Source organism: Proteiniphilum sp. (assembly GCF_034927365.1).
Lineage (GTDB): Bacteria > Bacteroidota > Bacteroidia > Bacteroidales > Dysgonomonadaceae > Proteiniphilum.
In genome coordinates, this window is the sequence record NZ_JAYFQD010000010.1 from 250,956 (window position 1) to 274,086 (window position 23,131).

The 23,131-nt window shown below is 44.2% G+C and carries 23 protein-coding genes and 1 pseudogene; 10 read left to right on the forward strand and 14 right to left on the reverse strand.

Annotation, left to right across the window (positions count from 1 at the left end; translation table 11 throughout):
- Window positions 1–4 precede the first annotated feature (4 nt).
- A complete protein-coding gene (locus VB073_RS08200) occupies window positions 5–598 on the forward strand; it encodes a hypothetical protein (protein WP_323403673.1) in 594 nt (197 codons plus the stop codon).
- On the opposite strand, the gene VB073_RS08205 is transcribed toward VB073_RS08200, so the two are convergent.
- From VB073_RS08205 to VB073_RS08220, 4 genes are all read right to left on the reverse strand, one after another.
- The gene (locus VB073_RS08205; RefSeq protein WP_323403674.1) at window positions 595–1,776 is read right to left on the reverse strand and encodes a THUMP-like domain-containing protein; all 1,182 of its coding nucleotides are present in this window, start codon (window positions 1,774–1,776) and stop codon (window positions 595–597) included. The two genes, VB073_RS08200 and VB073_RS08205, sit on opposite strands and share 4 nt — an antisense overlap.
- Window positions 1,777–1,895: 119 nt before the next feature.
- Entirely contained in the window at window positions 1,896–2,165 is a 270-nt protein-coding gene (gene rpmA / locus VB073_RS08210; protein WP_323403675.1) for a 50S ribosomal protein L27, read from the reverse strand.
- 20 nt (window positions 2,166–2,185) lie between these two features.
- Window positions 2,186–2,497 (reverse strand): 50S ribosomal protein L21, encoded by a 312-nt coding sequence (rplU, locus tag VB073_RS08215; protein WP_323403676.1) that lies wholly within the window; start codon window positions 2,495–2,497, stop codon window positions 2,186–2,188.
- Window positions 2,498–2,613: 116 nt separating this feature from the next.
- The gene (locus VB073_RS08220; RefSeq protein ID WP_323403677.1) at window positions 2,614–4,116 is read right to left on the reverse strand and encodes an NAD(P)H-hydrate dehydratase; all 1,503 of its coding nucleotides are present in this window, start codon (window positions 4,114–4,116) and stop codon (window positions 2,614–2,616) included.
- A gap of 345 nt (window positions 4,117–4,461) precedes the next feature.
- Here VB073_RS08220 and VB073_RS08225 point away from each other — a divergent pair, with 345 nt between their 5' ends.
- The 4 genes and pseudogenes from VB073_RS08225 to VB073_RS17445 form a co-directional block, all read left to right on the forward strand.
- Window positions 4,462–6,675, forward strand: coding sequence for a SpoIIE family protein phosphatase (locus VB073_RS08225; RefSeq protein WP_323403678.1), 2,214 nt, complete (start codon window positions 4,462–4,464; stop codon window positions 6,673–6,675).
- A gap of 23 nt (window positions 6,676–6,698) precedes the next feature.
- Window positions 6,699–7,001 carry an STAS domain-containing protein gene (locus VB073_RS08230; protein WP_323403679.1) on the forward strand — a complete coding sequence of 101 codons (303 nt, stop codon included), beginning with the start codon at window positions 6,699–6,701 and terminating at the stop codon, window positions 6,999–7,001.
- Between the two features lie 4 nt (window positions 7,002–7,005).
- Window positions 7,006–9,270, forward strand: a complete 2,265-nt coding sequence (locus tag VB073_RS08235) for an ABC transporter permease subunit (protein WP_323403680.1) — start codon at window positions 7,006–7,008, stop codon at window positions 9,268–9,270.
- Between the two features lie 34 nt (window positions 9,271–9,304).
- Window positions 9,305–10,024: pseudogene (locus VB073_RS17445) on the forward strand (amino acid ABC transporter ATP-binding protein); the annotation flags it as partial.
- Between the two features lie 437 nt (window positions 10,025–10,461).
- On the opposite strand, the gene VB073_RS08245 reads toward VB073_RS17445, so the two are convergent.
- The 3 genes from VB073_RS08245 to VB073_RS08255 all read right to left on the reverse strand — a co-directional run bounded on the left by VB073_RS08245 (window position 10,462) and on the right by VB073_RS08255 (window position 12,789).
- Window positions 10,462–11,319 carry a GNAT family N-acetyltransferase gene (locus VB073_RS08245; RefSeq protein ID WP_323403682.1) on the reverse strand — a complete coding sequence of 286 codons (858 nt, stop codon included), beginning with the start codon at window positions 11,317–11,319 and terminating at the stop codon, window positions 10,462–10,464.
- Between the two features lie 88 nt (window positions 11,320–11,407).
- Window positions 11,408–11,710, reverse strand: a complete 303-nt coding sequence (locus tag VB073_RS08250; protein WP_323403683.1) for an AraC family transcriptional regulator — start codon at window positions 11,708–11,710, stop codon at window positions 11,408–11,410.
- A gap of 572 nt (window positions 11,711–12,282) precedes the next feature.
- Window positions 12,283–12,789 carry a hypothetical protein gene (locus VB073_RS08255; RefSeq protein WP_323403684.1) on the reverse strand — a complete coding sequence of 169 codons (507 nt, stop codon included), beginning with the start codon at window positions 12,787–12,789 and terminating at the stop codon, window positions 12,283–12,285.
- 6 nt (window positions 12,790–12,795) lie between these two features.
- Here VB073_RS08255 and VB073_RS08260 point away from each other — a divergent pair, with 6 nt between their 5' ends.
- Entirely contained in the window at window positions 12,796–12,921 is a 126-nt protein-coding gene (locus VB073_RS08260) for a hypothetical protein (protein ID WP_323403685.1), read from the forward strand.
- A 78-nt stretch (window positions 12,922–12,999) separates the two neighbouring features.
- Here VB073_RS08260 and VB073_RS08265 read toward each other — a convergent pair whose 3' ends face one another.
- The 3 genes from VB073_RS08265 to VB073_RS08275 all read right to left on the reverse strand — a co-directional run bounded on the left by VB073_RS08265 (window position 13,000) and on the right by VB073_RS08275 (window position 15,753).
- Window positions 13,000–13,788 (reverse strand): uroporphyrinogen-III C-methyltransferase, encoded by a 789-nt coding sequence (locus tag VB073_RS08265; protein WP_323403686.1) that lies wholly within the window; start codon window positions 13,786–13,788, stop codon window positions 13,000–13,002.
- A gap of 97 nt (window positions 13,789–13,885) precedes the next feature.
- Window positions 13,886–14,668 carry an ABC transporter ATP-binding protein gene (locus VB073_RS08270; RefSeq protein WP_323403687.1) on the reverse strand — a complete coding sequence of 261 codons (783 nt, stop codon included), beginning with the start codon at window positions 14,666–14,668 and terminating at the stop codon, window positions 13,886–13,888.
- A gap of 14 nt (window positions 14,669–14,682) precedes the next feature.
- A complete protein-coding gene (locus VB073_RS08275; protein WP_323403688.1) occupies window positions 14,683–15,753 on the reverse strand; it encodes an iron ABC transporter permease in 1,071 nt (356 codons plus the stop codon).
- A gap of 317 nt (window positions 15,754–16,070) precedes the next feature.
- On the opposite strand from VB073_RS08275, the gene VB073_RS08280 reads away from it, so the two are divergent.
- Window positions 16,071–16,277 (forward strand): TOBE domain-containing protein, encoded by a 207-nt coding sequence (locus tag VB073_RS08280; RefSeq protein WP_323403689.1) that lies wholly within the window; start codon window positions 16,071–16,073, stop codon window positions 16,275–16,277.
- Window positions 16,278–16,327: 50 nt separating this feature from the next.
- On the opposite strand, the gene tsaA is transcribed toward VB073_RS08280, so the two are convergent.
- From tsaA to VB073_RS08300, 4 genes are read right to left on the reverse strand one after another with little or no spacing between them, the layout of a single operon-like run.
- Window positions 16,328–16,816 (reverse strand): tRNA (N6-threonylcarbamoyladenosine(37)-N6)-methyltransferase TrmO, encoded by a 489-nt coding sequence (tsaA, locus tag VB073_RS08285; RefSeq protein ID WP_323403690.1) that lies wholly within the window; start codon window positions 16,814–16,816, stop codon window positions 16,328–16,330.
- An 18-nt stretch (window positions 16,817–16,834) separates the two neighbouring features.
- Window positions 16,835–17,689 carry an ATP-binding cassette domain-containing protein gene (locus VB073_RS08290; protein ID WP_323403691.1) on the reverse strand — a complete coding sequence of 285 codons (855 nt, stop codon included), beginning with the start codon at window positions 17,687–17,689 and terminating at the stop codon, window positions 16,835–16,837.
- 34 nt (window positions 17,690–17,723) lie between these two features.
- A complete protein-coding gene (locus VB073_RS08295; RefSeq protein WP_323403692.1) occupies window positions 17,724–18,782 on the reverse strand; it encodes an ABC transporter substrate-binding protein in 1,059 nt (352 codons plus the stop codon).
- Window positions 18,783–18,798: 16 nt separating this feature from the next.
- Window positions 18,799–19,482: a GTP-binding protein gene (locus tag VB073_RS08300; protein ID WP_323403693.1), complete on the reverse strand. Its 684-nt coding sequence runs from the start codon at window positions 19,480–19,482 to the stop codon at window positions 18,799–18,801.
- A gap of 454 nt (window positions 19,483–19,936) precedes the next feature.
- On the opposite strand from VB073_RS08300, the gene VB073_RS08305 reads away from it, so the two are divergent.
- From VB073_RS08305 to VB073_RS08315, 3 genes are read left to right on the forward strand one after another with little or no spacing between them, the layout of a single operon-like run.
- Window positions 19,937–21,235, forward strand: a complete 1,299-nt coding sequence (locus VB073_RS08305; RefSeq protein ID WP_323403694.1) for a hypothetical protein — start codon at window positions 19,937–19,939, stop codon at window positions 21,233–21,235.
- Between the two features lie 38 nt (window positions 21,236–21,273).
- Window positions 21,274–22,032, forward strand: a complete 759-nt coding sequence (locus tag VB073_RS08310) for a hypothetical protein (RefSeq protein ID WP_323403695.1) — start codon at window positions 21,274–21,276, stop codon at window positions 22,030–22,032.
- A 31-nt stretch (window positions 22,033–22,063) separates the two neighbouring features.
- A complete protein-coding gene (locus VB073_RS08315) occupies window positions 22,064–23,131 on the forward strand; it encodes an ABC transporter substrate-binding protein (RefSeq protein ID WP_323403696.1) in 1,068 nt (355 codons plus the stop codon).

The window sequence follows — 23,131 nt, forward strand, 5'->3', positions numbered from 1 at the left end:
AATTATGGAATTAGACGAATTAAAAAACATATGGGCACAATTGGAGACGAAAATGAATGAACATGGATTGTTAAAAGAAAAAATATTAAAAGCTATATATAAAAACCGGTATAACAAATCTCTCTCTCAATTGATTAATTATACATTTTTGAGTTGCATACTCGCTCTTTTAGGTATAATCCTTCTTATTTATAGAATAAGCGTTATTTATTTTGGTCCTTTCAAAATGACAATGTTTATTTTGGCAATTACATTCATATTGTGTGGTTTCATTATTGGAATTACTAATTTGAAATTGTTATACAAAATTGATTATTCAAAATCAGTCAGTCACAATATGCAGTTGACCCGTAAATATCAAATTCGTATAAAAAGGCAGAGTTTGGCAACCTATATTAGCGTTATTATCCTAGTCATTTTAGCAATAATAGCTTCTATACTATCGTCCAATATGGAATTATGGAGATGGATTACGATCGGTGGCACTATAATAGTAGGAATTATGGCCGCTATCTGGGAATATAAAAGAATGTACAAAAAAAATATCAACTCAATTCTGGAGAGTCTGGATGAACTGAAAGAATTGGAAGAAGATTAATTTACCCTCCTGCATTTCACCCACACTTTTCGTTCATCGGAGAATGTGGTGGCGAACAGATAGATATCGCCGCCGTCCGTTAATCCTGTTTTGCGGCGGATTCCGGCGACTGTCATAGGAAAATTGCGGACAGTAATGTTCGCTTTTTTCGTATCCTGCAAAAAGATCTTTATGTTTTTCTTATTCGGGACAAAAAAGGTCTCCACTTCAAAAACACGGCCGGGAAAATCCGCGACAAGTTCATCAGAAGTATATAAATGGCTGTTGATATGCAGTTTTTGAAAATGATATGCCTGCGCAACCGATTTAAAAGCGCCTGCTTTCAGGATTGATGTATTGGGTTCGTATAAATAATGCCCGGGGTTTTCGGCAAAAGGAACCACCGCTTTTTGCTCTTGCACCATGGTAAACGAAAAGAGCTCTTTTTCACCCCTTTTTTTAAGGTTCACGGCAATGAATAATGGTTCCTCAACAGCCGCTTCCGATAATAGGAAAAGCAGTTCCTTACATTCGTTATCCACCGAAACCACATGTACAGCACTCACACAACCAAGGCTTTTCACCGCCAATGAAATATCCAACATGGGTGAATATTTCACCATGACCTTGTTCGATTTTTCAAGCAACAACGGTTTTATTTCCGATAAATCAGGATTGCAATCCTCAATGCGGAATACTTTTCGCCCAATATTATCACGCCGCGAAGGGTCTAGATAGATAAAATCGAGTGGGGCAGTTTCTCTCAGGAAAGTACCAGCACCGGCACAATGAATCGTTGCATTTGTCAGTCCGAGTTCGGCAAAGTTGTGTTCCGCGATCCGGCATAGATCTTCATTTTGCTCCACATACTCCGCCTCCCTGAAGTGCGGCGATAAAAATGAGAAATCAACTCCCATCCCTCCGGTCAAATCGGCAAACGTCTCATTCTTCCCTAAAACGAGTGAAGCCTTGTAACACGCTGTCAGTTCCGATGAAGACTGCTCCAGCGATAGATGCGGCGGATAAACAATATCTGTCTCCGCATACCACGAAGGAATTTTCTTTTCAGCCATCTGCCGCCCTGCAATCTGAGCCAATAACAAAGGCATATCATCACGCACAAAACGTAATGCTGTTTCGCGTACATCTTGGCGTTCATGCGTAAGAATAAACTGCTTTTGTTCGGAAGTCAACTGCATAGGGATATACCAAAAAATAAAAACAACCTTACTTTGGGAAGCAGGCTGTTTTTATCAACTAAAAAATTATATTTTATGGTTCAAGTTCCCTTTTACCGGAACACCAAAGGCAATTGCTGTTAGGCTTCTGCCTGTACTTGCGGTTGTACTGATACGAATGAGCGGTTGTCTCTCCTTTTACGGAAAACTACCACACCGTCTACCAGTGCAAACAAGGTATGATCTTTACCCATACCTACATTCTCTCCGGGATGATGAGATGTCCCGCGCTGACGCACGAGGATATTACCGGCTTTGGCCGTTTCACCACCGAATATTTTCACGCCCAATCGTTTACTTTCCGATTCGCGGCCGTTCTTGGAACTACCTACACCTTTCTTATGTGCCATTTCCTTCTGATTTTAACTGATTAAGCAATAATCTCTTTTACTTTCACTTCTGAGAACTGCTGACGGTGACCGTTCAGTTTCCTGTAGCCTTTTCTTTTTTTCTTTTTGAAAACAAGAACTTTGTCGCCTTTCACGTGAGAAAGAACTTCTACTACTACTTTCGCTCCTTCGATAACCGGTGCACCTACAGTTACGGCGCCTTCCTTATCCACGAGCATTACTTTCTCAAATTCCACCTCAGCACCCTGATCGGCGTTGATCCTGTGGACAAATAATTTTTGGTCTTGTTCAACTTTAAACTGTTGACCCTGAATGTCTACGATGACGTACATATTAAAATAACCTGAAGTTACGTGCCTGAGGCGGGCCACTCTCCGCAGCCTCTTTTCGGGCCTATTGGCAAATTGAGGTGCAAAATTACATAATTAAATCGTAAAACCCAAACAGTTCACCTCTTTTTTTCCAAATTCCGGTATGCATTCCCTATATTTTCAATGATATCCGAAGCCACAAAACTACGCGGATGGATATAATCCCCGGTAAGATCAGCGGTCAGTCCATGCAGGAAAACCCCAACCCTGGCAGCCTCTACCGGCTTGTAACCTTGTGCTAGCAGGCTTGTGATCATCCCTGTCAGCACATCCCCGCTTCCTGCCGTAGCCAGCGCCGGTGTCCCACTGTTGTTCACGTACATTTCCTCCTCATCGATAATCAGCGAATAGGCTCCCTTTATTACCACGATCACACCATATTTCTGTGCGAATAACCTTGTTTTATCTATCTTGTCATAATCATCGCGCCATTCACCTATCAGCCGCATAAGCTCTTTCGGATGGGGAGTCAGGATCGTTCCTGCCGGAAGCAGTGAGAGCCACTCGCCATGCCGGGCCAAGATATTCAGTCCGTCGGCATCCACCACTAACGGTGTATTGTTCTTCCGAAGGAAGTGATACATCGCCTGCTCAGTTTCCTCATGCAACCCCATACCCATGCCAATACCAATGGCATCGGGTTTCAGGTCGTATTCAATAGAGGTGATATGTTCCGTACCCTTATCCTCAAGGGCCATCGCTTCAGGAAAATTGGACTGTATGGCCGTCACGCCGCACTTGGGCAGATAGGCGGTAACCAATCCGCAACCCATTTTCAAAGCAGCCTTCGATGCCAGAGAAACCGACCCGCACTTGCCGAGGCTCCCGCCAATGATCAGTGCATGTCCCAGGATTCCTTTATGGGCAAATTGGGAAAGCGGCTTCAACATCCCCCTGATCTCCTTTTCTTCCGTCAGAAAGATAGGAGTCTCTACTTCGGTAATGGCTTCTTCGTCCAGTCCTATGGATACGATCTCCACATTTCCGGTAAAACAGGCATTCTCAGGAAGATACAACGCCAGTTTAGGAATCTGGAAGGTCACCGTAGCTGTTGCTTTCACCGCGAACTCGGTTTTCCGGTCCGGAAACAACCCGCTCGGCACATCAATACTGACCACCTGCTTTCCGCTCTCATTAATCCGTGTGATCACATCTGCCGCCACTCCACTCACCTCCCGCGACAATCCCGTGCCGAATATACCATCGATCACCACATCGAACGACGCCAGATCGGGAATATCCTTTTTACTAATGATTTTTTTATAAGAGATATTTTCCGCTTTCATCCGGCGGGTATTGTGGGCACAGTCTTCTGTGTATCGATTACTGAATTCCACCATATACGCTTTCACCGGGTAACCCGATTTATGTAATAGACGGGCCACCACCAGTGCGTCCCCGCCATTATTACCCACGCCGGCGAAGATAACTACAGCACTATTCTTGTTTGTATATCTCTTTGTGAAAAAATGATAGAAAGCGGTCGCAGCACGCTTCATCAGTTCAAGTGACGGTATTCCCTCCCTTGCAATCGTCTCGGCATCGATTTTCCGGATTTGCTCCGATGTAAGAATTTTCATTCTGTTTATTTTTTCATCTATCCAGATATGAATACGAAGTTAAGGATTTTTATCATGAAACTTAATATTTTCCGTCAATTTTGATAAATTAACGATGGAAAATAAGCAAAAACCAAAAAACAACTCAATAAAAAATAATCTATTGTAAATTATTTTATTTTTTTACATATCTTTGAAATCGGAAATAACTGCCGGTATTTTAATTCACCAAAAAAACATATGTTCATCCATATCAATAAATCCCTTTCCTCCCGGATCGTTTTTTTTGTTCTTACGATCTGTATTTTATTATTCCTAATCTCTTTGTCGGTTTTTTATTTCTTCTCCAAAAATCAACTTGAAGAGATGACCTACCGGAATGCAGAAGCTCTCACGAAGAATACCGTTCTGCAAACCGAACAGATCCTTGTTCCCATCATAAAAATAGCGGACAATTACCGATGGTTGGTTCAACAAATGGAAAAACAACCCGATTCCCTGGCACTGCTGACACGGAAAATAGTGGAAAACACTCCTGACGTCATAGGTTCGGCAATTGCTTTTGAGCCTAACTATTTCACAGAAAAAGGATATTATTTTGCCCCCTACTCCTACCGTGAAGGAGATTCCATCAAGACCATCCAACTCGGAAATGAAAACTATGATTACTTTGTAATGGACTGGTACCAGACACCGATGAGTATAAAAAAAGCACATTGGTCAGAACCCTATTATGATTCCGGAGGAGGGAATGCTTTGATGACAACCTATTCTCTACCTGTCTTCATTGACTCATGCGGAGTAAAAAAAATCATGGCCATTCTAACGATGGATTTGGCATTGGATTGGTTCACACAAAGCGTCTCCTCCCTTAAAATACTCGAAACGGGGTATGCCTCGGTGATCTCCCGTAATGGCACCTTTATCACCCATCCCAACAAAAAGTTAATAATGAACCATACCATCTTCAGTTATGCGGAAGAAATAAATAATCCGGAACTGACAGAAATAGGCTATTCCATGCAAAGGGAAAAAACCGGTTTTGTAAGCAGCACTCTCAACGGCGTCGAGCGGATGATGTATTTCACCCGCCTCCCTTCAAGCGATTGGACGCTGGCGGTTATCTTCCCAAAATCAGAAATATATTTACCCTTGCGCTCCATATCCATTATTCTGATTATAGTGATCGTAACAGGTTTGATTCTGCTTACCTTCATCATTACCAAAATTGTAACCAAACAACTTCACCCCTTAGGACGATTTGCCTTAACAGCACGCGATATAGCCAAAGGAAATTTTAAAGCCCTGCTACCTGATATTCATACCGAAGATGAAATGAAAGAACTGCATGATGCTTTTGGTTATATGCAGCATAATTTAGATCACTATATTACCTCATTAACAGAGACGACAAGTGCAAAGGAAAAAATAGAAAGCGAACTGCGCATTGCACGGGAGATCCAAATGAGCATGATTCCCAAGACCTTTCCTCCTTTTCCTTCCAGAAAAGAAATTGAACAATATGCCACCCTCATACCGGCCAAAGAAGTGGGCGGCGATCTCTACGATTATTTTATAAACGAAGATAAACTTTATTTCATCATCGGGGATGTATCGGGAAAGGGCATTCCCGCTTCGCTGCTGATGGCAGTCACACGCAGCCTGTTCCGCTCGGTATCCCTGCATTTCAACGATGTTGCCGATATCATGTCGGGATTGAACAATACATTAGCCGAAAATAACGAGTCGAACATGTTTGTCACACTTTTTCTGGGGATACTCGATCTTCGGACGGGGATGCTTGCCTATTGCAATGCAGGACACAATCCTCCTATCATCATCCAGGATGAGACAACTTATTTTCCTGTTATTCCCAATCTTCCCCTGGGGTTATATGAAGGATTTACATATACAGGGGAAAAATACGCACTGAAAAAAAACTCCACTCTTTTCCTGTACACCGACGGACTAACGGAAGCCGAAAACATACAAAAGAACCTTTATAGTGATCAGCGTCTGCTTTCCTTCGTGTCAAAACTCTCTTTTTCGTCTCCACAACAGCTGATCGACAATGTGATGAATGATATCAAACAACACGTTATCGATGCGGAACAATCGGACGACCTTACCATGCTGGCAATTACATTTAAAGGAATACAAGAGAAATACGATAAAATGATCACGCTGATCAACGAAATCGAACAGATATCCCTCTTACAACAATTCATTGAAGAAATTGGAAACGATTTGGGATTGGAAAACTCGTTAGTAATGAAACTGAATCTGGCTCTTGAGGAGGCTGTATCGAATGTCATTCTTTATGCATACCCGAAAATACCGGGGAAAAAAATTATCGTTTCCGTGTCTCTGAAAGGGAATGATCTTATTTTTACGGTCACCGATTCAGGAGTACCTTTCGATCCTACCTTAACGGACAATCCCGACTTGAATCTTTCGGCAGAAGAGCGGCCCATCGGCGGGCTCGGTATTTTCCTGATCAAACAAATCATGAACGAAGTTACTTATTCCCGCATTCATGACATCAATGTCTTTACTATGAAGAAAAAAATTGATAATTAATAATATCATTAAATAAATCACCTATGGAAATTAGAATTAAAGATAATGGGGACGAGACATTATTTAAGATCATCGGAAGATTAGACACGGCTACTGCCGGCGAATTTGAAAAGGCAATAGCTCCTCTTATTGCAGGCAATATGCAAAAAGTAGTTATTGAGTGTAATGAATTTGAGTATATCAGCAGTTCGGGATTGCGCCTTTTCCTCACTCTCCAGAAAACAGCTGCGAAAAAAGGCGGTAAAGTAATTATACGTGCTATGAATGCCGACATAAAAAATGTATTCGATATGACAGGCTTTACCAATCTCTTTATTTTTGAATAATTATATGCGAAACCTGCCTCTTGTTATTCTTACCTCACTGCTGGTCTGTCTCTTTTTTTCCTGCTCCGAAAAAAAAGAAAAAGAAATCTCCAAATTGGAAGATATCGGCAATTCACGATTTGCCGTAGTTACCGGCACCATTGCCGACCAACTGGTATGGCAAAAATTTCCCGATGCCACCTGTGCGTACTACAATTCGCCTTTGGATGCCTGTATAGCTGTTCAAAAAGGCATTGAAAAGGTCGCCGCGTATGACGAGCCCATTCTTCGCAATATTATGGCTCAAAACCCGGGATTGAAAATGTTACCCGAACTGATTACCGTTGACAATTACGGTATAGCCGTTCGTCCGAAAGACACCTTTTTGAAACAAGCAGCTGATTCGCTACTCAAAGCATTGAAAACGGATGGCCGTTACGACGACATGATAAAAAGATGGTTTCCCGCAAAAGGAAAACCTGCCCCCATGCCCCAAATGAAATGGGAAGGCAAAAATGGAGTACTTACCTTCGGCACCAATGCTGTTAATGAACCGTTTTCCTTTTTCGATGATAAGCTTCAAATAGTAGGGTTCGACATTGAATTTGTCAGTCTCCTTGCCCAAAGCATGGATATGAAACTTGAAATCCAGAACATGGAGTTCGGTTCGCTGATTGCCTCTCTGATATCAGGAAAAACTGATCTCATCGGGGCCTGTATGACCATTACCGAAGAGCGTGCCAAAACGGTACTCTTTACCGATCCTTATTATCAAGGAGGAATTGCCGCGGTGGTTAAAGACAATGGCACTTCTGATGCAGGGGTGGCCTCCGGAAAAAAGTCTGGTTTCGGTCAACCCACACCCATACAATTCCGTGACGGCAGTGATGTGGATCATGCCGCGATCGGCGCCATGACAGGATCAACGGGCGAAATGTACATACGTTCGCATTATCCCCAAGCCAAACTATATTGTTTCGACGATATCATGGATGCCATTGCTTCCCTGCAAGCCGGCAAGATAGATTATGTCATCACCGCCTATACCACAGCCTTGAAAGCAGCCAATAAAAATCGCGACCTTCATTTACTTCCCAAAGAATATATAAATGACTATGCAGCTATTGCTTTTTCAAAAGAGAACCCGCAATTACTCAAAGAAGTAAATGATGTACTCATTAACTTCAGACAAAGCGGTTTACTCGATACCATCATCCAGCATTGGGTAAGAACAGACGGCTCTAATTATATAAGAACGGATATTCCGAAAGTCACGGAAGGAAAACCTATCAGGGTAGCCATTGCTGCGAACAGGGAACCCATGTGTTTTATTTCCAATAATGAAATCGTGGGATTGGATTGCGAATTGATCGAGAGAATCGCTTATGAACTCAAAAGGCCGATTCAATATTATGACATGAAATTTTCCGCCTTGATTGCCGCTCTTGAATCAAAAAAAGCCGATCTCGTCATTTCCAACCTGACGGCAACGGAAGAACGCCGCAAAGCAGTGAATTTCTCTGACGGTTATTTCGTCAACCCTCAAATTTTAGTCACAGTCAAAGTCGATACTTCCGACACTTCAGAACTTTCCGATAAAAACTTCTTTACAAAAATAAAAAGAAGTTTTTACAACAATATTATCCTGGAAAACAGATATATTCTCCTTTGGAACGGGCTGAAGGTAACCTTCCTCATTTCCATTATGGCTGCATTACTGGGCACTTTGCTGGGCGCATTGATATGCTTAATGAGAATGAGCAAATCTGTGGGATTGCAAATATTTGCAAAAGTATATATCGACCTGCTCCGTGGTATACCACAGGTAGTATTGTTGATGATCATGTTTTATGTAATCTTAGCCTCGTTCAATATCAGCGGAGTCACCGTTGCCATCATCACCTTTGCCATGAATTTTGCCGCTTATGTTTCCGAAATGTTCAGAACTGCCATCGAAAGTGTCAACAGAGGTCAGACAGAAGCCGGTATTGCCATGGGATTCAGCAGGGTAAAAACTTTTATCCATATCGTATTGCCACAAGCCATCCAAAGAGTATTACCGGTATATAAAGGAGAATTTATAGCATTGGTAAAAATGACTGCCATTGTTGGTTATATTGCCGTTCAAGATTTGACCAAAGCCAGCGATATTATACGGAGCCGTACTTTTGAAGCTTTCTTCCCTTTGATTATGGTGGCCATTATCTATTTTGTATTGGCTTGGTTGCTCACATTTCTGATGGAGAAGATCCAAATACAAACATCGCCCGTAAGGAAAAAAAGGAAATAGAGACCCACAGCTGATAATAATTAAATTGTAACCTATGATTAAAGTAGAACACCTGTCAAAGAAATTCGGAGAACTGACGGTATTAAAAGATATAAACATAGAGATAAAGAAAGGAGAAATCATCTCTATCATAGGTCCTTCGGGGACAGGAAAAAGTACATTCCTCCGATGCCTCAATCTTCTGGAAAAACCTTCCGGTGGAAGAATATGGGTAAATGAACAGGATATTATGTCACCTAAAAATGACCTTAATCTCCTACGCCAGAAAATGGGGATGGTATTCCAGAATTTCAATCTCTTCGAGCACCTTACGGTATTGAATAACCTCACCATCGGCCCCATTAAGTTACTGAAGAAAGACAAAAGCGAAGCCGAACAAAGGGCGCGTGAATTGCTGAAGTTGGTAGGGCTTTCGGCCAAGGAAGATGCTTTCCCGGATGAACTTTCGGGCGGGCAACAACAACGTGTTGCTATTGCCCGGTGTCTCTCCATGGATCCCGAGATCATCCTCTTCGACGAACCAACCTCCGCCCTCGACCCTACCATGGTAAGCGAAGTACTCGGCGTTATCCGCCGTCTGGCCGCTGACGGCATGACCATGGCCATTGTTACCCACGAAATGAAATTTGCCCGTGATGTCTCCACCCGCATCTTATACATGGACGAAGGTATTATTTATGAAGAAGGTATTCCTGCCGATATCTTCGATCACCCGCAGAAAGAAAAAACAAAAGCGTTTATCCATCGTATAAGGAATTTTTATTATCATATTGCCGACAGCAATTTCGATTTCTATGACATGCGGGCACATATGGAATCTTTCTGTAATAAACATTTCTTCAGGCACAAAGAAATCAATAACCTCAATCTCATCATAGAGGAAACCTTGCAGCTTTGTTTTCAGGAAGGGGAAACCGAGGATAGAAATAAGACAGTTACCACTACCGGCGGGCTGGAAATTGCCATTATCTTTTCCGAACAGACTAACGAAAAAAGTGTCATCTTTACAGCAGACGAAACCTTGGGAACTATTCTTAATCAGGTGCAGGATTCCGACGGATTGAGCTTGATCATCATCTCTGGAATAACAAAATCAATCAGGGAAGAAATAAAAGAGGGCAAAGTGGTTCTGACTATGGTGATGAAATGAATACCACTGTATGTCCGAACGTTTTTTCTATCCCAACTTTTCTATCCTAACTCAAAAGTAGTCACTCCAAATACCTTATTGAGGTCGATATCGGGTTGGTATTTCGTGTACATCCGGGCTGTTCCGAACACTTTTTTCATCCCCCGGTTTTCCGCCAGTTGGATAGCAGCATGGTTTACTTCCGGAATGTCAAGATATATCTTGCTTCCGGAAGCAATGCCGTTACCCAAAGCCAGAAAGAGTTTATGGGACAAATCGGCAGCATCGGCAAATAAAGGGCCGATTTTGTAACCGGCCCTACATTTCCTGATTACACCGTATCCTTTGACTTTACCATCGCGTAACGCTGCAAGCGCCAAGCTACCGGGTTGTTTAACCCAACGGTGAAGAAACTGGGAACGGGACGCAGGGAAAAGAGCGGCATCATATTTAACTATCTCATCAAAAGGAACTTCTGAAAGTGGCACCAATTCCGGAAACCGCTCGGCTGTGGATATAGCCGCGCCCTCATAGCGAATGTTACTGTAGGCGAACTTAAAGCCTGACTTTTTATAATTAGCTTGCTGCTCAACAACCCCATCCAAGCCAATATTCCGGGATTGTAAATAAGCCATTGCCGTATTCCACAGCTTCAATCCATATCCCTTTCCACGATATTCCGGTTTCACAATATAAAATCCAAGAAATGCAAAGTGTTGGTCATAAGCAACTGCTGAAATGCAAGAAACAGGCTCTTCATCCAAGAGACCCACAAAAAAACCTTTGGGATCGGTCAGATAAAAACATGGAGTGTCATAAAACCCCGGATTCCAACCCTCTTTTGCAGCCCATTCAACAGCGATGCTTTCCACTTCTTCTTGTGTTGCCTGACGAATGATATATGACTCTTTTTTATTCATTGTATTGGTATTATTAGTCATTCAATATATTTTTACCTTACACTTATTTATCCGTCTTACGCAAGAAAGGTCATGATTGTTTATAATGTTATTCACCTTGATATTTCCTTGGCATTTTGCCTGTTACCTGTTTAAAGACTGTACTAAAATATCCGGCATCATTATACCCGACAGAATATGCTACTTCACTTCTCCTCATTTCCTTTCGGCTTATTAAATCCATGGCGCGTTTCATTTTAAGCTGTGTAATATATGTATTAATTCCTACGTTTTTAATTGTTTTCATTTTTGCATAAAAAGAGGTACGGCTCATTCCCATATATTCTGCGATAGTCTCAAAAGATAATGAAATATCAATATGCTGGTTAATATATTGATTTAATTTTGTCATAAACTCTTCATCTGCCTTACTGAAAGTGATGTCTTCAGGTAAAGTTTCTATAGAGTTTTATGAATATCATTTTTTATTTCATCTTTGTTTTTTAAAATATTACGTATAACAACCAGTAAAAATATCAAATCAAATGGCGATATTTCAGAAAACGGGAGCGCAAAATGATAAAGGATTTAATTCTAGTACCCAAAGATAATGTAATTCTTGTAAAACTTATTTTGTAACCATAACTTTTAAACCCTAATCCGAACGATTTTTGAAGTATTTTGAACAAATCGCTACAAATAATTACAGTGTCGAGTAGGTTTGGAAAATGGCATAGGAAAAAGCCAATGGAGAAAAGAAAATAATCAGCGAAGAGCTGTTTGAAGATGTACAGGACGTACTGGATGGGAGAAAGCGGGTCCGCAAAAGCCCAAAGAAGTGAAAGGGCAAATATCATCAGTGAGATTGATGCCTTAAACAAACGCTATCAAAACGCACTTTTATCTATCAAAATAACAACCAGTTACAGAGCAAAAAAAACGAGATTTGTTGATTATCTGATTTATACATTGTAAAGATAGTTTTTATTTCCGGAATGAAGATTGTTCGTCCCTGATTTGCTCCATTCCTTTTCGATAAGTCGTCACTTCAAAATCCGAAAAACTTTTTCTGAATTTGGAATCATCGAAAACATTATTGTGTTCATATCTCGGCAACAATTCCTGCAACTCTTTTACACTTTTATTAAACATTGCATCGATCTTAAAAATGAATTTCGGCACTACCGAATATTTCAGTTGCTTGCCGTAAACTTCTGAAGCCAACCCAATAAACTGCTTGTAAGTGGGGTGGCTCTCATCCACAGGCAGATGCCAGGTCTGGCCGAAAGCATCGGGCGTATTGCCAATCAAAGCTGTGGCGCTGCTTGCATCGGGAGTCCAGATCAGGCTTCTCATTTTAGCATCACTTAGAGGTACTTTCAGTTGTTTCCATTTTGGAAATAACTGAATTTTCGCCAATTCTTCGGTTTCAAAAATATTTTTCAGGTGTTTGCTAATAGCGGGGACTTTCACTCCAAACAACTCTGCCATAGATTTTTGCGTAAGCCAAAACGTGCCGGATTGAAAATAAACCGATACATTACGTTCTCCCGCTTCGAACTGGCTTATCCCGGACAAAAGGCTCAGTACCTGTTACAGGTTCTCACGGCTGAAACGCTGTAATTCACTACTGCCGATCCCGTCGGTGAACCTGTCAATTTTATTTTTAAATATTTACATCGGTTATTAACTTTGTTTCCTTCATACGGTATCCACCCGTCGGGCTGAATGCCTTTTTTGTGCGGTGAGATGCTCCATCTTATTCCCCGGCTTCAGGTATGCCGTCACATGATGGCCTATGAAAAGGACGAAGGGTGAGACCATTTCTCTTTTTTCCATTGTTTCAAAAACCCGATCCATCGTAGTGACCGCGCAATCCTCATCTATCAGCGAGACCATGGAAGCAATCACCACCGGCATTTCCCCTCTTACACCTTCTTCCCGAAACAGTGTGAAAATCCTTTCCAGATTATCATAGGCCATATAAAGCGCCACGGTAGTCCCATACCGGAACAACCCCGCGATATGCCTGATGTGCCGCTCGTCCATTTCTAAGGCAATAAGGTGGACAAGGGCGTTGCTCTTGTGGATCTCCGTCGTCGGAATCGCGAAAATATTCGAGGCGGCGCAGGCGGCGGTGATACCTGGCACTATCCGAAAGGGAATACCCAACTCCGTCAACCTGCGTGCATCCACATCAGCACCATTGAACATCATGCCGTCACCGGCCCTTAAACGGACCACTTTCAGCCCCTGGTGGTAATAATATTCGATGAGTTGAACGATATCTTTCGCCTCTTCCCCGTTCTCCGGAAATTTTTCCACGAAGATAATCTCCGTCCCGGGCCGTACCTCTTTCAGCACATTGGTGGCTGGCAGACAATCATATAAAACTACGCCGGCATCACGGAGGCAATCCACCGCCTGGACGGTCAACAGGCTCACATCTCCCGGTCCTGTCCCTACAATTGATACTTTGAATTTTTCCATAACCTAAAAACTATTTAATAGACAATTATATTCACTAATGTTAGACATTTTCTATGCTCGGCAAAACAAATGAATTGTATAACGATCCGCAAAAAAATCATCGGATATTCGGCACACAAATCCGGCGGGGTTGACCGGTGTAACGACCGATATCCGAAATGGTCACATCCACCTTGTAGACTTCACGCAACACCTCTTCGGTGATAATCTCGTTACAATATCCTTGCTTCCATAATTTGCCGTCATGGACGATTGCCACGTCGGCATCACACATGAAGACCTGATCGGGCGAATGGGTGGCCATGATGATTCCCAACGACTGTCTTTTCAGTTCATTCACTTTGGAGATGACTTGGGTCTGATTACCAAAATCCAGACTCGAAGTCGGCTCGTCCATGATGATAAATGCCGGTTGTTGCGCGAGTGCCCTCGCAATAATCACCATTTGCTGCTCCCCTCCACTCAACCGTGTAAAGGTGCGATTGCCCAGATGTGCGATATGCAGCATCTCAAGACACTCCTCCATAATTCTCCTGTCCTCTTTCCCGGGGACAGAGAATGGGGAGAGATGCGGCGTCCTGCCGAATAGCACCACCTCACGCACCGAGAACGGAAAGGGGAGTATCCGGGCTTGGGGGACATAGGCTACCAGCCGGGCAAATTCCATACGGTTCAACTTCGATATGTCGCTTCCGTTAATCCTCACACTTCCCGCTATGACAGGCAAAATACCCAGCAAAGATTTGAAAAGGGTGGTCTTTCCTGCCCCGTTCTTGCCTAACAGGCATATTGTCTGACCGGTTTCGGCCTTCAGCGAGACATTATGCAATATCACCCTTTTCCCATATCCCAAGTCGGCATGTTCTATTTCAATCTGCATAGGCTGTCACTATTTTACCACGTTTTTTTCGAAGAGGCGATAAGAATCACGAAGAAGAGAGGCGCTCCGATAATGGAAGTGATGATGCCCAACGGGATTTCCAATGAAGAAAAAGAACGGGCCAGATCATCGACCAGCAATAGAAAAGCGGCACCCAACAAGAACGATGCCGGGATCAAAAACCGGTGGTTTGGGCCGACAATGAACCGGGCGGCGTGCGGGATGATCAACCCCACCCATCCTATCAGGCCGGTGATGGATACAATGGTCGCCGTGAGTAAAGAAGCACAGGCAATAATGGTTATCCTCAACCTCCCGGTATGTATTCCCAACGATTTGGCCTCCTCTTCACCGAAAGAAAAAATATTCAACCGCCAGGAAAGCATATACATCAACAAGAGCAGGATAATCACGACGGGGAGGATGAAAATTACCCTGTCGATGGTGATGCTTGAAAGACTACCCATCAACCAGAAAGTGATGTCGGGTAACTTGTATTCCGAATCGGCGACGAATTTTGCCAACGAGATCAGCGCGTTGAACAACGAACCGACGATCATTCCGGATAAAACCAGCATAAGGATGGGATCCCTTCCCCGTCGCATCATTTTAGTAAAAGACAATGCCAAAAACACGGAAACCAACCCGAAAGCAAAAGCCATCAATTGTACTCTGGCGAACCCGAAAGAGAGCAAAATTGCCAGAGCCGCCCCAAAGCCGGCTCCCTGGCTGACTCCTAATATATCGGGGCTGACCATCGGATTCCTGAATAACCCCTGATATGCCGCACCTGCGACGGACAATCCCCCTCCGGCAATCACTGCGGCAAGAATGCGCGGCAGACGGATATCGTTCATTAGAATGGGAAGATTGTCGTCGTTGTATTGACCGGTAAAGAGGTAACGCAGGATATCCGGGACGGACAGGGAATAACGGCCGACGGAAAACGAGACCAGCATCACCGATAATAAGCCCAAAAACAAAACCAATAACACCCACCCCTCTTTTACGATCTTTTTGTCCTGCACCATATCTTTCCTCTTTCTTTTCTGATCCCCGAATGATACGGTCCGATTGAACCGCATATGCCAGATCAGTTGCTACCAATTTCTATTCAAAAACGAAGCCAAAGATATTATTCATTGTAAATAAGACAATTACAAAAAGATGTGGTCAGATAGTATTACAAAAATGTACGGATTCAAAATGAAAACAGACAAAAATGTATGGGATAAACCCCACCGTTTCTTTAGGAACTATATCTTCGCTCCAAAGTATTATAAATGATTGGAATCACCCTCCTTTTCTGTTGCTTTTCCCTGAAAATAAGCGATATAAACAAACAAAGATATCGATATTTACGTTTCAAATATGAATAACTATTTACTTATACATTTTGATTATGAAACTAAGTGCAAGAAATGATTTGAAAGGGACAATCACCGACATTAAATTGGGAGCTGTAATGGCGAAAGTGACTATTGATTTGGGTAATGGGCAACAGATTGTTTCAGTGATAACGGTAGATAGTGTGGAAGATTTAGATTTGAAAGTGGGTGAAGAAGCACATGCGATCATCAAGTCCACGGAAGTCCTGGTCGGTAAATAATGCTGCCGGCATAGGGGGCTGTCGGTTATTCTTTTAGCTGGTCGGTCTCTCTATTTGAATCTTTCATCCGAACGCAAGGCCTCCAGGGGGAGATCCTTGTTTTTCTCCAACCATCCGATTTTCACCCCTTCAATCCGGTTGTCATACCGGGGATAAAACGGCTTGATGTCGATCAGTGGTGTGCCGTCGAGCATATCCACCTGTTCGATATGAACCCGGTTCCCCTCAATGCCAACCAACTTCACCGTGGAAAGACCAATGGCGTTGGGCCGTTTGGGTGCCTTGCAGGAGAATATGCCTCTCTCCTGTGTGTCCATAAATGGGATGACAGTCAGTTTGTACCCTTCTATCTTGTGGAAACGGTAAAGCAAGGTGATATGGGAAAAGCCTTCCAGGTCCTTCAATCCCTCCGCATATTCAGGGAACAGCTCGATCCAGCCCCTGACACCTTCAGCGGCTACCGGTTGGATCGGCATATTTTTTACGTCGGCATGCGGCGTATGGATAATTCCTATCGGGTAGAGGTTGATTGGTTCCATGATTCCTGTGCTGTTTTATTATTTTACGATCATTTCTCCCCGCCGGAGCCTGTCACGTAGATTTTGCATCTTGTTATCGAATTTTTCCAGTTTCGACAGCATCTTTTTTTCGGCTTCTTCCGTCTTGATTATTTTGATAATCCCGCCGTTCCTGATAATGACACGCTGGTCGGCAAGCAACGCAAGGATGGGGTCGTGCGTGGCAAGTAAAACGACTTTCTCTTTCCGCACCAGAAGGTTCAACGCCTTTTTCCGGTCTATTCCTGCATTTTCGATTTCGTCGATCAGTACGATGGGCGATCTGCTCAGGAAGGCCGTGTCCGCGATCATCAATGCACGTGACTGTCCTCCGGAAAGGCTTGTCAGAGGGGCGTCGCCTGTAAAGCGTTCCCCGGCGAGCCGGTTGGCCTGCGCTACAATTTCGGTGATTACAGGTTCTGGCTCTTTCACACAACGGCTTTCGGCATGCATACCAATGAACTCGTGGACGGTGGCATCCATCACGAAATTCATGTTCTGGGAAAGCTGTGCCACCAGCTTACTTTCAAGTGCAAACCGATTTTTGTTGTCCGGCTCTTTCCCGTTAATCAATATTTTTCGTCGGGTAGGAGTGTCGCGGTTGGCCAGCCATTCGATGTCGGCCAGCAAACGGCTCTTGCCCGAGCCGGTAGGTCCCACGATACCCGTGATGCTTCCGGAGGAAAACGTCAGTTCGATATTTTCGGGTTGTCCCGATTTGTCGGTTCCCCCGAGGATGGTGATTGTATTCACACTGTCGGGCTCCTCTATCCGCGCTACTCCGGTATCCACCATCCAGGCAGTTTCCTGTTCTTCCTCCCACTGTTCGGGGGTGTATATCTCCTCTGTCATCATATAGCATATCTCCTTTCTACCTTCCCGCGCACTATTATTTACATAAACTGCCGACCTTTATTTTTCCCTCTATTTCTTTCATCGGGAGATTACCCAGGTATATCTTATTCAATTCCTGTTCCACTTCTTCATAACGATCGGCAATCTCCCAAAAGTCAGGAATGAAATACGTTATCTCCGGATCGAGCGCATCGGGCATGATGCATCCGCCATTTTTGAGTAGGTCGGAGAACCCCCGGCTTCCTATTTTTTCCAGGATCTCGGAGCATGCTTCTATTTTTGATGCTTTGACCATCAGCACCATCGGTGCAAGCACTTTGCCTTCTTTCAGGTTCAGCTTTTTTATTTTTTTGGAAGAGGGTATTTTTGACGCGGCAACATCCGGCAACAGGTTGAGGGCTGTCTTTTCCGGATCGGCCGACCCCATTCTTTTGATGATATTGGAAAAATGTTTTATGTCCGTGATGTTCTGCGCAAAACGGACCAGCCCCTCCTTGCCCCAATGTTTCACAATAAAATAAGCCAGTCCGAAAGTGGCTTTGTCGATATGTCCGTGGACGGTGATCTCTCCTTTTCGATCGGGTGAAATAATCTGTTCCCATGACTCGATATCCGTCGGGACACCTTCCACCGTCAAGTCCTGCACGAAACTCCATGAACTGAAGCAGAGTATTCCGAGATTACTTCTCTCCAAGTTGCCGGCCAGATCAGCCGGCATCTTCCGCTTGTAATCGTCCCTGATGAGCCCTTTATATCTGCCCGTTTTCATGAATGTATCGTAAAAAGCCCCGGAAAACAGGATACGGTAGTTACTCGTGACAATAATATCCGGCAAATCACTTTCACTCTTTGCCGTACGCAGCATCCATTCGATGCCTTCGGACGAACAATCCATAATGTTCGGGCAATAGATAGGTGTCGCGTGCGAAGCATTGTATTCCTTCACGTAAGGAGTAAAAAACTGGTTGAAAGGCACCTTCAACGGGCACGGCATGGATACATGCATGTTGATGGCATGGGGTGACAGGTAAAAGGAGTCACCGAATACCGGCATGATCGAGGAGAAATCAAGTTTTGTATTGGAATTGCACATAACGCTGTTTTTAATCTTAAAAATTCATCTTCCTCAGATTTCCGACCTGGAACTCCGAGCCGATCTGGGTTTCACCCAGGCAATAGGAACAAAGCGCGGCAGGCATCGAGAAGCGAAGTCGTTCGTTTGCCAGCATCAGCGTGGGTGGAGCAGCAGAAATCAGCATGGAGAGCTCATAAATTCCCTGACCGTTAATCCCGTTGACAAACATGATTTTCGCTTTTGCATTGGCCTGCCTTACCCGGAATGCGAACACTTCACGTTCGGCTTGCGATACAATATCGCCTTTGGTGATGATTACAATATCGGCCATCCGTAGCATCGGGCCGATTTTCCGTGGCGTATCTATTCCCATCAGGTTGTCGATGACACACACCGCCTGCACGTTTTTTATGTGGGGTGAGCAGCGGTTGCACAAACCGGCACTTTCGGTGAACAGGTAATCGAATTTCTCCCCGTGTCCCCAGATGACACCTTCCTGGATGTTGCTCACGAAAAAATGGTCGGGGCAGAGATTGCCTGATAAACCCACTTGCACCGGTACGCCAATCTTGCTGAACTGTTCCGCTTCATTGGCATATAAGCAATCGAATTTTATCACTCCGGCCGTATGCGATTGGGCCTTTATCGTCTGGATAAGCTTCAACAGGACTGATGTCTTCCCGGATGAAGGGGGCCCCGAAAAGGTGATTAGCTTCATTTTCTTGCAGGATTAATGTAAAAACATCCATACAAAAACTAAGCCAAAATATGTAATGTTCTTTTATCCAGTATTTTAATGTTTTTATAGATACGGGTGCCCTACATTATCGTATGACAAAATAATCTGTGCTACAAAAAGGTGAATTTAGGCAAAATTCTTCCTATAATTGTGTTATTACAAACATAATATTCTATCTATAAAAGTTTGCCATCAGAAGTATTGGAATGATGTCCTACATTCTTGTATAAAATGCGGATTTAAACTTCAAAAATGTATACTCTTTCTGCTTATTTTTAGTCCGATTAAAATTATATTATACTCATTATATGCGACTTATATTCATCAGACCAAGTTTGGCACAATTTATGTCTATATCAGATTGAGTTTATAACGGTTTTAAGTTATCTATTTTGAGGTTATCATCAAATTATACATTTATACATTATTCGTTATGGGAAAATTTTATCTCTATCTCTCACTGGTCATTTTCGCAGTAATCTTCTTAACCGCTTGTGAAAAATCGGATCCCGTTATCGAGGAGCCTGAAGAAACGTTGGCAACCGATGTGACAGTCCCCCTGGGAGCCGCCCTTGTTGTGGACAAGGATTTTCAAACTTCGGGAGGCGCTTTTCCGAACATATCCGCTTTGTCGTATGGTTTTGCCGAAGGTGCCGATGAATGTGCAGCATCGGGGATGATCGCTGCGACGGAACCGATCACTTGGGAGGAAGTTTACTTGAACGGCGTGAACAATGATTCGGTTTTCATCGAGTACACCGATGTGGCGTTATCGACAACCTGTGAAACGGGAGCGGGTCCCTTACCGGGCGGACATACCATTTCGAAAGGATTTATCGTCTTCGCACCCAAATCGAGCCGGAGCGGTAACGTGCAGCCTACCGTAGAACTTAAAGGGATCCCCACGGCCATGGTGGTACAATTTACCTTGACGGCCGAAGAAAGCCAAAGTGCCGGTATTACGCTTTACCAATCGGCAGGCGGGGCAGCCTACAAGGCAGTGGGCACCTTAAAGCCCGCGGCAAACGGTGAGTTCTATTCGATCGCCGTCGAAGGTGAAGACCTGTCGCTGAAATTTGCTTCGGAAGATGCGGCAAATGGCCTGATTCGGCTGCATGACCTGAAGGTTTACACCGATGGCGTACCCGAAAACTCGGTACTATATGTAGATGAATATTTTAATACTTGGACAATGACGGGATACCAACAACCCTATCCTGATCCGATCAGCAAAAACGGAACCAACCTCGTGCCTACAGTTACAATTCAATCGGTGGCATTCGACGTGACAAAAACCTATTACACGGGTCTTCCGGTGACCTTCAGCATCAAGAACGGGGCGGTCTATCCTGAAGGATACAATCACCACGGGGATACTTCACTGGTATACGGATTGACAAAAGGATACGTTGAATTGCCCCCGGCTTCGAGGACATTCGACAAGGAGGATGCGTCACTCACCATATCGGCTGTTCCCTCCGTGTCGCTGTTCGAATGCTGGATAGCCGCCACAGGCATGTCGGGGCAATACAATTTTTACAAGTCGACCGACGGAGGTAAAACATGGACATTGTTCAACGAAACGAAACTGACCAAATATGCCGGCATCGGCAAATACTTCCGTTTCTGGATAAACGACAAGAACGTGTCGTTCAGGATTACGCCCAATCCCGAATTTACGGGTACCCCCAAGGTGTATGGCGTAAGGATCTGGAGCAACGGCAAACCCTAAATACAATTCAGCTATTGATGATTTTTGATGGTAAAAGAATGGACAGGATTTTCTTCCCGCTAGTGCTGGTTATCGCCTCCTTGCTCTTACACGCTTGCGAAGCGGACAGCAATTACCGGTTCAAGGACGAAGCAACCAATGAAAATGGGACAACCCCCGAAACGGGGGGCTATCCCGACGACGGCTCTTTGGCTTTCCATGAAAATTTCCAGTCATGGAAAAGGGAGGGCTATATCAACCAGCAATTCCGTGATTGCGAGACCGACCAGATGACCACCGCCATCATCATGTACCAACCGGATGTGCCGGTCACAAAGACTTACGACGGTTTCCAGGTGAAATACTCGATGAAGGATTATGCGGTCAATCCGGTGTGTGGGAACAAAGCGGGCACATCTGCCAAAGATTCTGAAGTCAGCACCGGATATATCGCCTTGCAAGGGTTGATTTTTTATGAATGCGGCGGACACGACTCTGAAGCCGAACTGGTCTTGTCCGAATTGCCATCGGTGTCGAAAATCACCTTCAGCATATCTTACGGGGGGAACGTGGAATATGTAGGGGGTATTACACTATGGAAAAAAGTGAAAGGCCAATCCTCCTTTACCCGCATCGGAGACTATCGGCCTGTCGATCCCCTCGAAGGAGAATTGTTCACTGTCACCCTGGACGAAAAAAATGTGCAGCTTAAATTCACACCGGCAATCAGCGACAAGGGAACCGGCGTGAACGATGGCGTGTTGAGCAACCGGAGCGTGCGGATACATGATTTGCACGTCTGGTCGATGGCAGAATAAGAAAACTTTTAATTCAGCTAACAAAAGACAAATGGATAGGAGATCATTGCATATTATAACCGGTTGGCTTTTCCTCTTTTTACTGTCACTGTCAACAGCCCGAGCCGAAAATAGGGGATCACGCCAAGTGACCGATATGACCGGGCGGACGGTAACCATCCCGACAGAAATCAACCGTGTCTTTACCGACCGGTTTGCCTCCCTTCCCGTGTTCGCATTGGATGCCACCATCTCTTGTAACTACACCTTCACGATCAATGAAGTGGCAGGGAAATTCATTTCATCCGATTACTACACAAATAAAGTTTTCGCTGAAAGTTCGATCGAAGAGATATTGAAACAACACCCCGACATCATCATCCTGGGCGATATGACGGGAAGCAACCTCAACCCCGACGAACTGCAGAAAAAACTGAAAATTCCAGTGATCGTCATCACCTTCCGTTTGGAGGACTATCCCGAAACATTCCGGTTTCTCGGCGACGTGCTGAATTTACCGGATAAATCGGGACAAATAGTGGATTTTCTAAAGCGCTACATTCTTCCATTGCAGACAGCAACGTCGGCATTGCCTGTCGACAAACGCCCCCGGGTATATTACGCCGAAGGGTTGAAAGGGCTCAACACCGAACCTTCGGGATCCATCCACAGCCAGGTTCTCGATTACCTGCATGCCGTGAACGTGGCAAAGGTACAGATAAATGGAATGCACGGCATGGCACTGGTATCGCTCGAGCAAATCATGCAATGGAATCCCGATGTTGTTTTGGTCTGGTCGGGGATGCCTTCCGGCATAAAGATAGGAACGAATCAGCCTGCCGAAGGGAGTACGATGGACAATATCCTCTCCAGTCCGCATTGGAAAACGATCAACGCATTGAAAAGAAAACAGGTCTATCAGATTCCGGCATTGCCTTTCGGCTGGTTCGACCGTCCACCCGGGTCCAACTGCATCGCCGGGGTGATATGGACAGCCAAGACCCTTTATCCGGAGCTGGTACCGTTTGATTCGGGCAAGGCATTGACCGAGTATTTCAAATTATTTTACCATACTGAGATAACTCCATCGCAATTGCGGCAAATCTTGTCGGGGGAATAA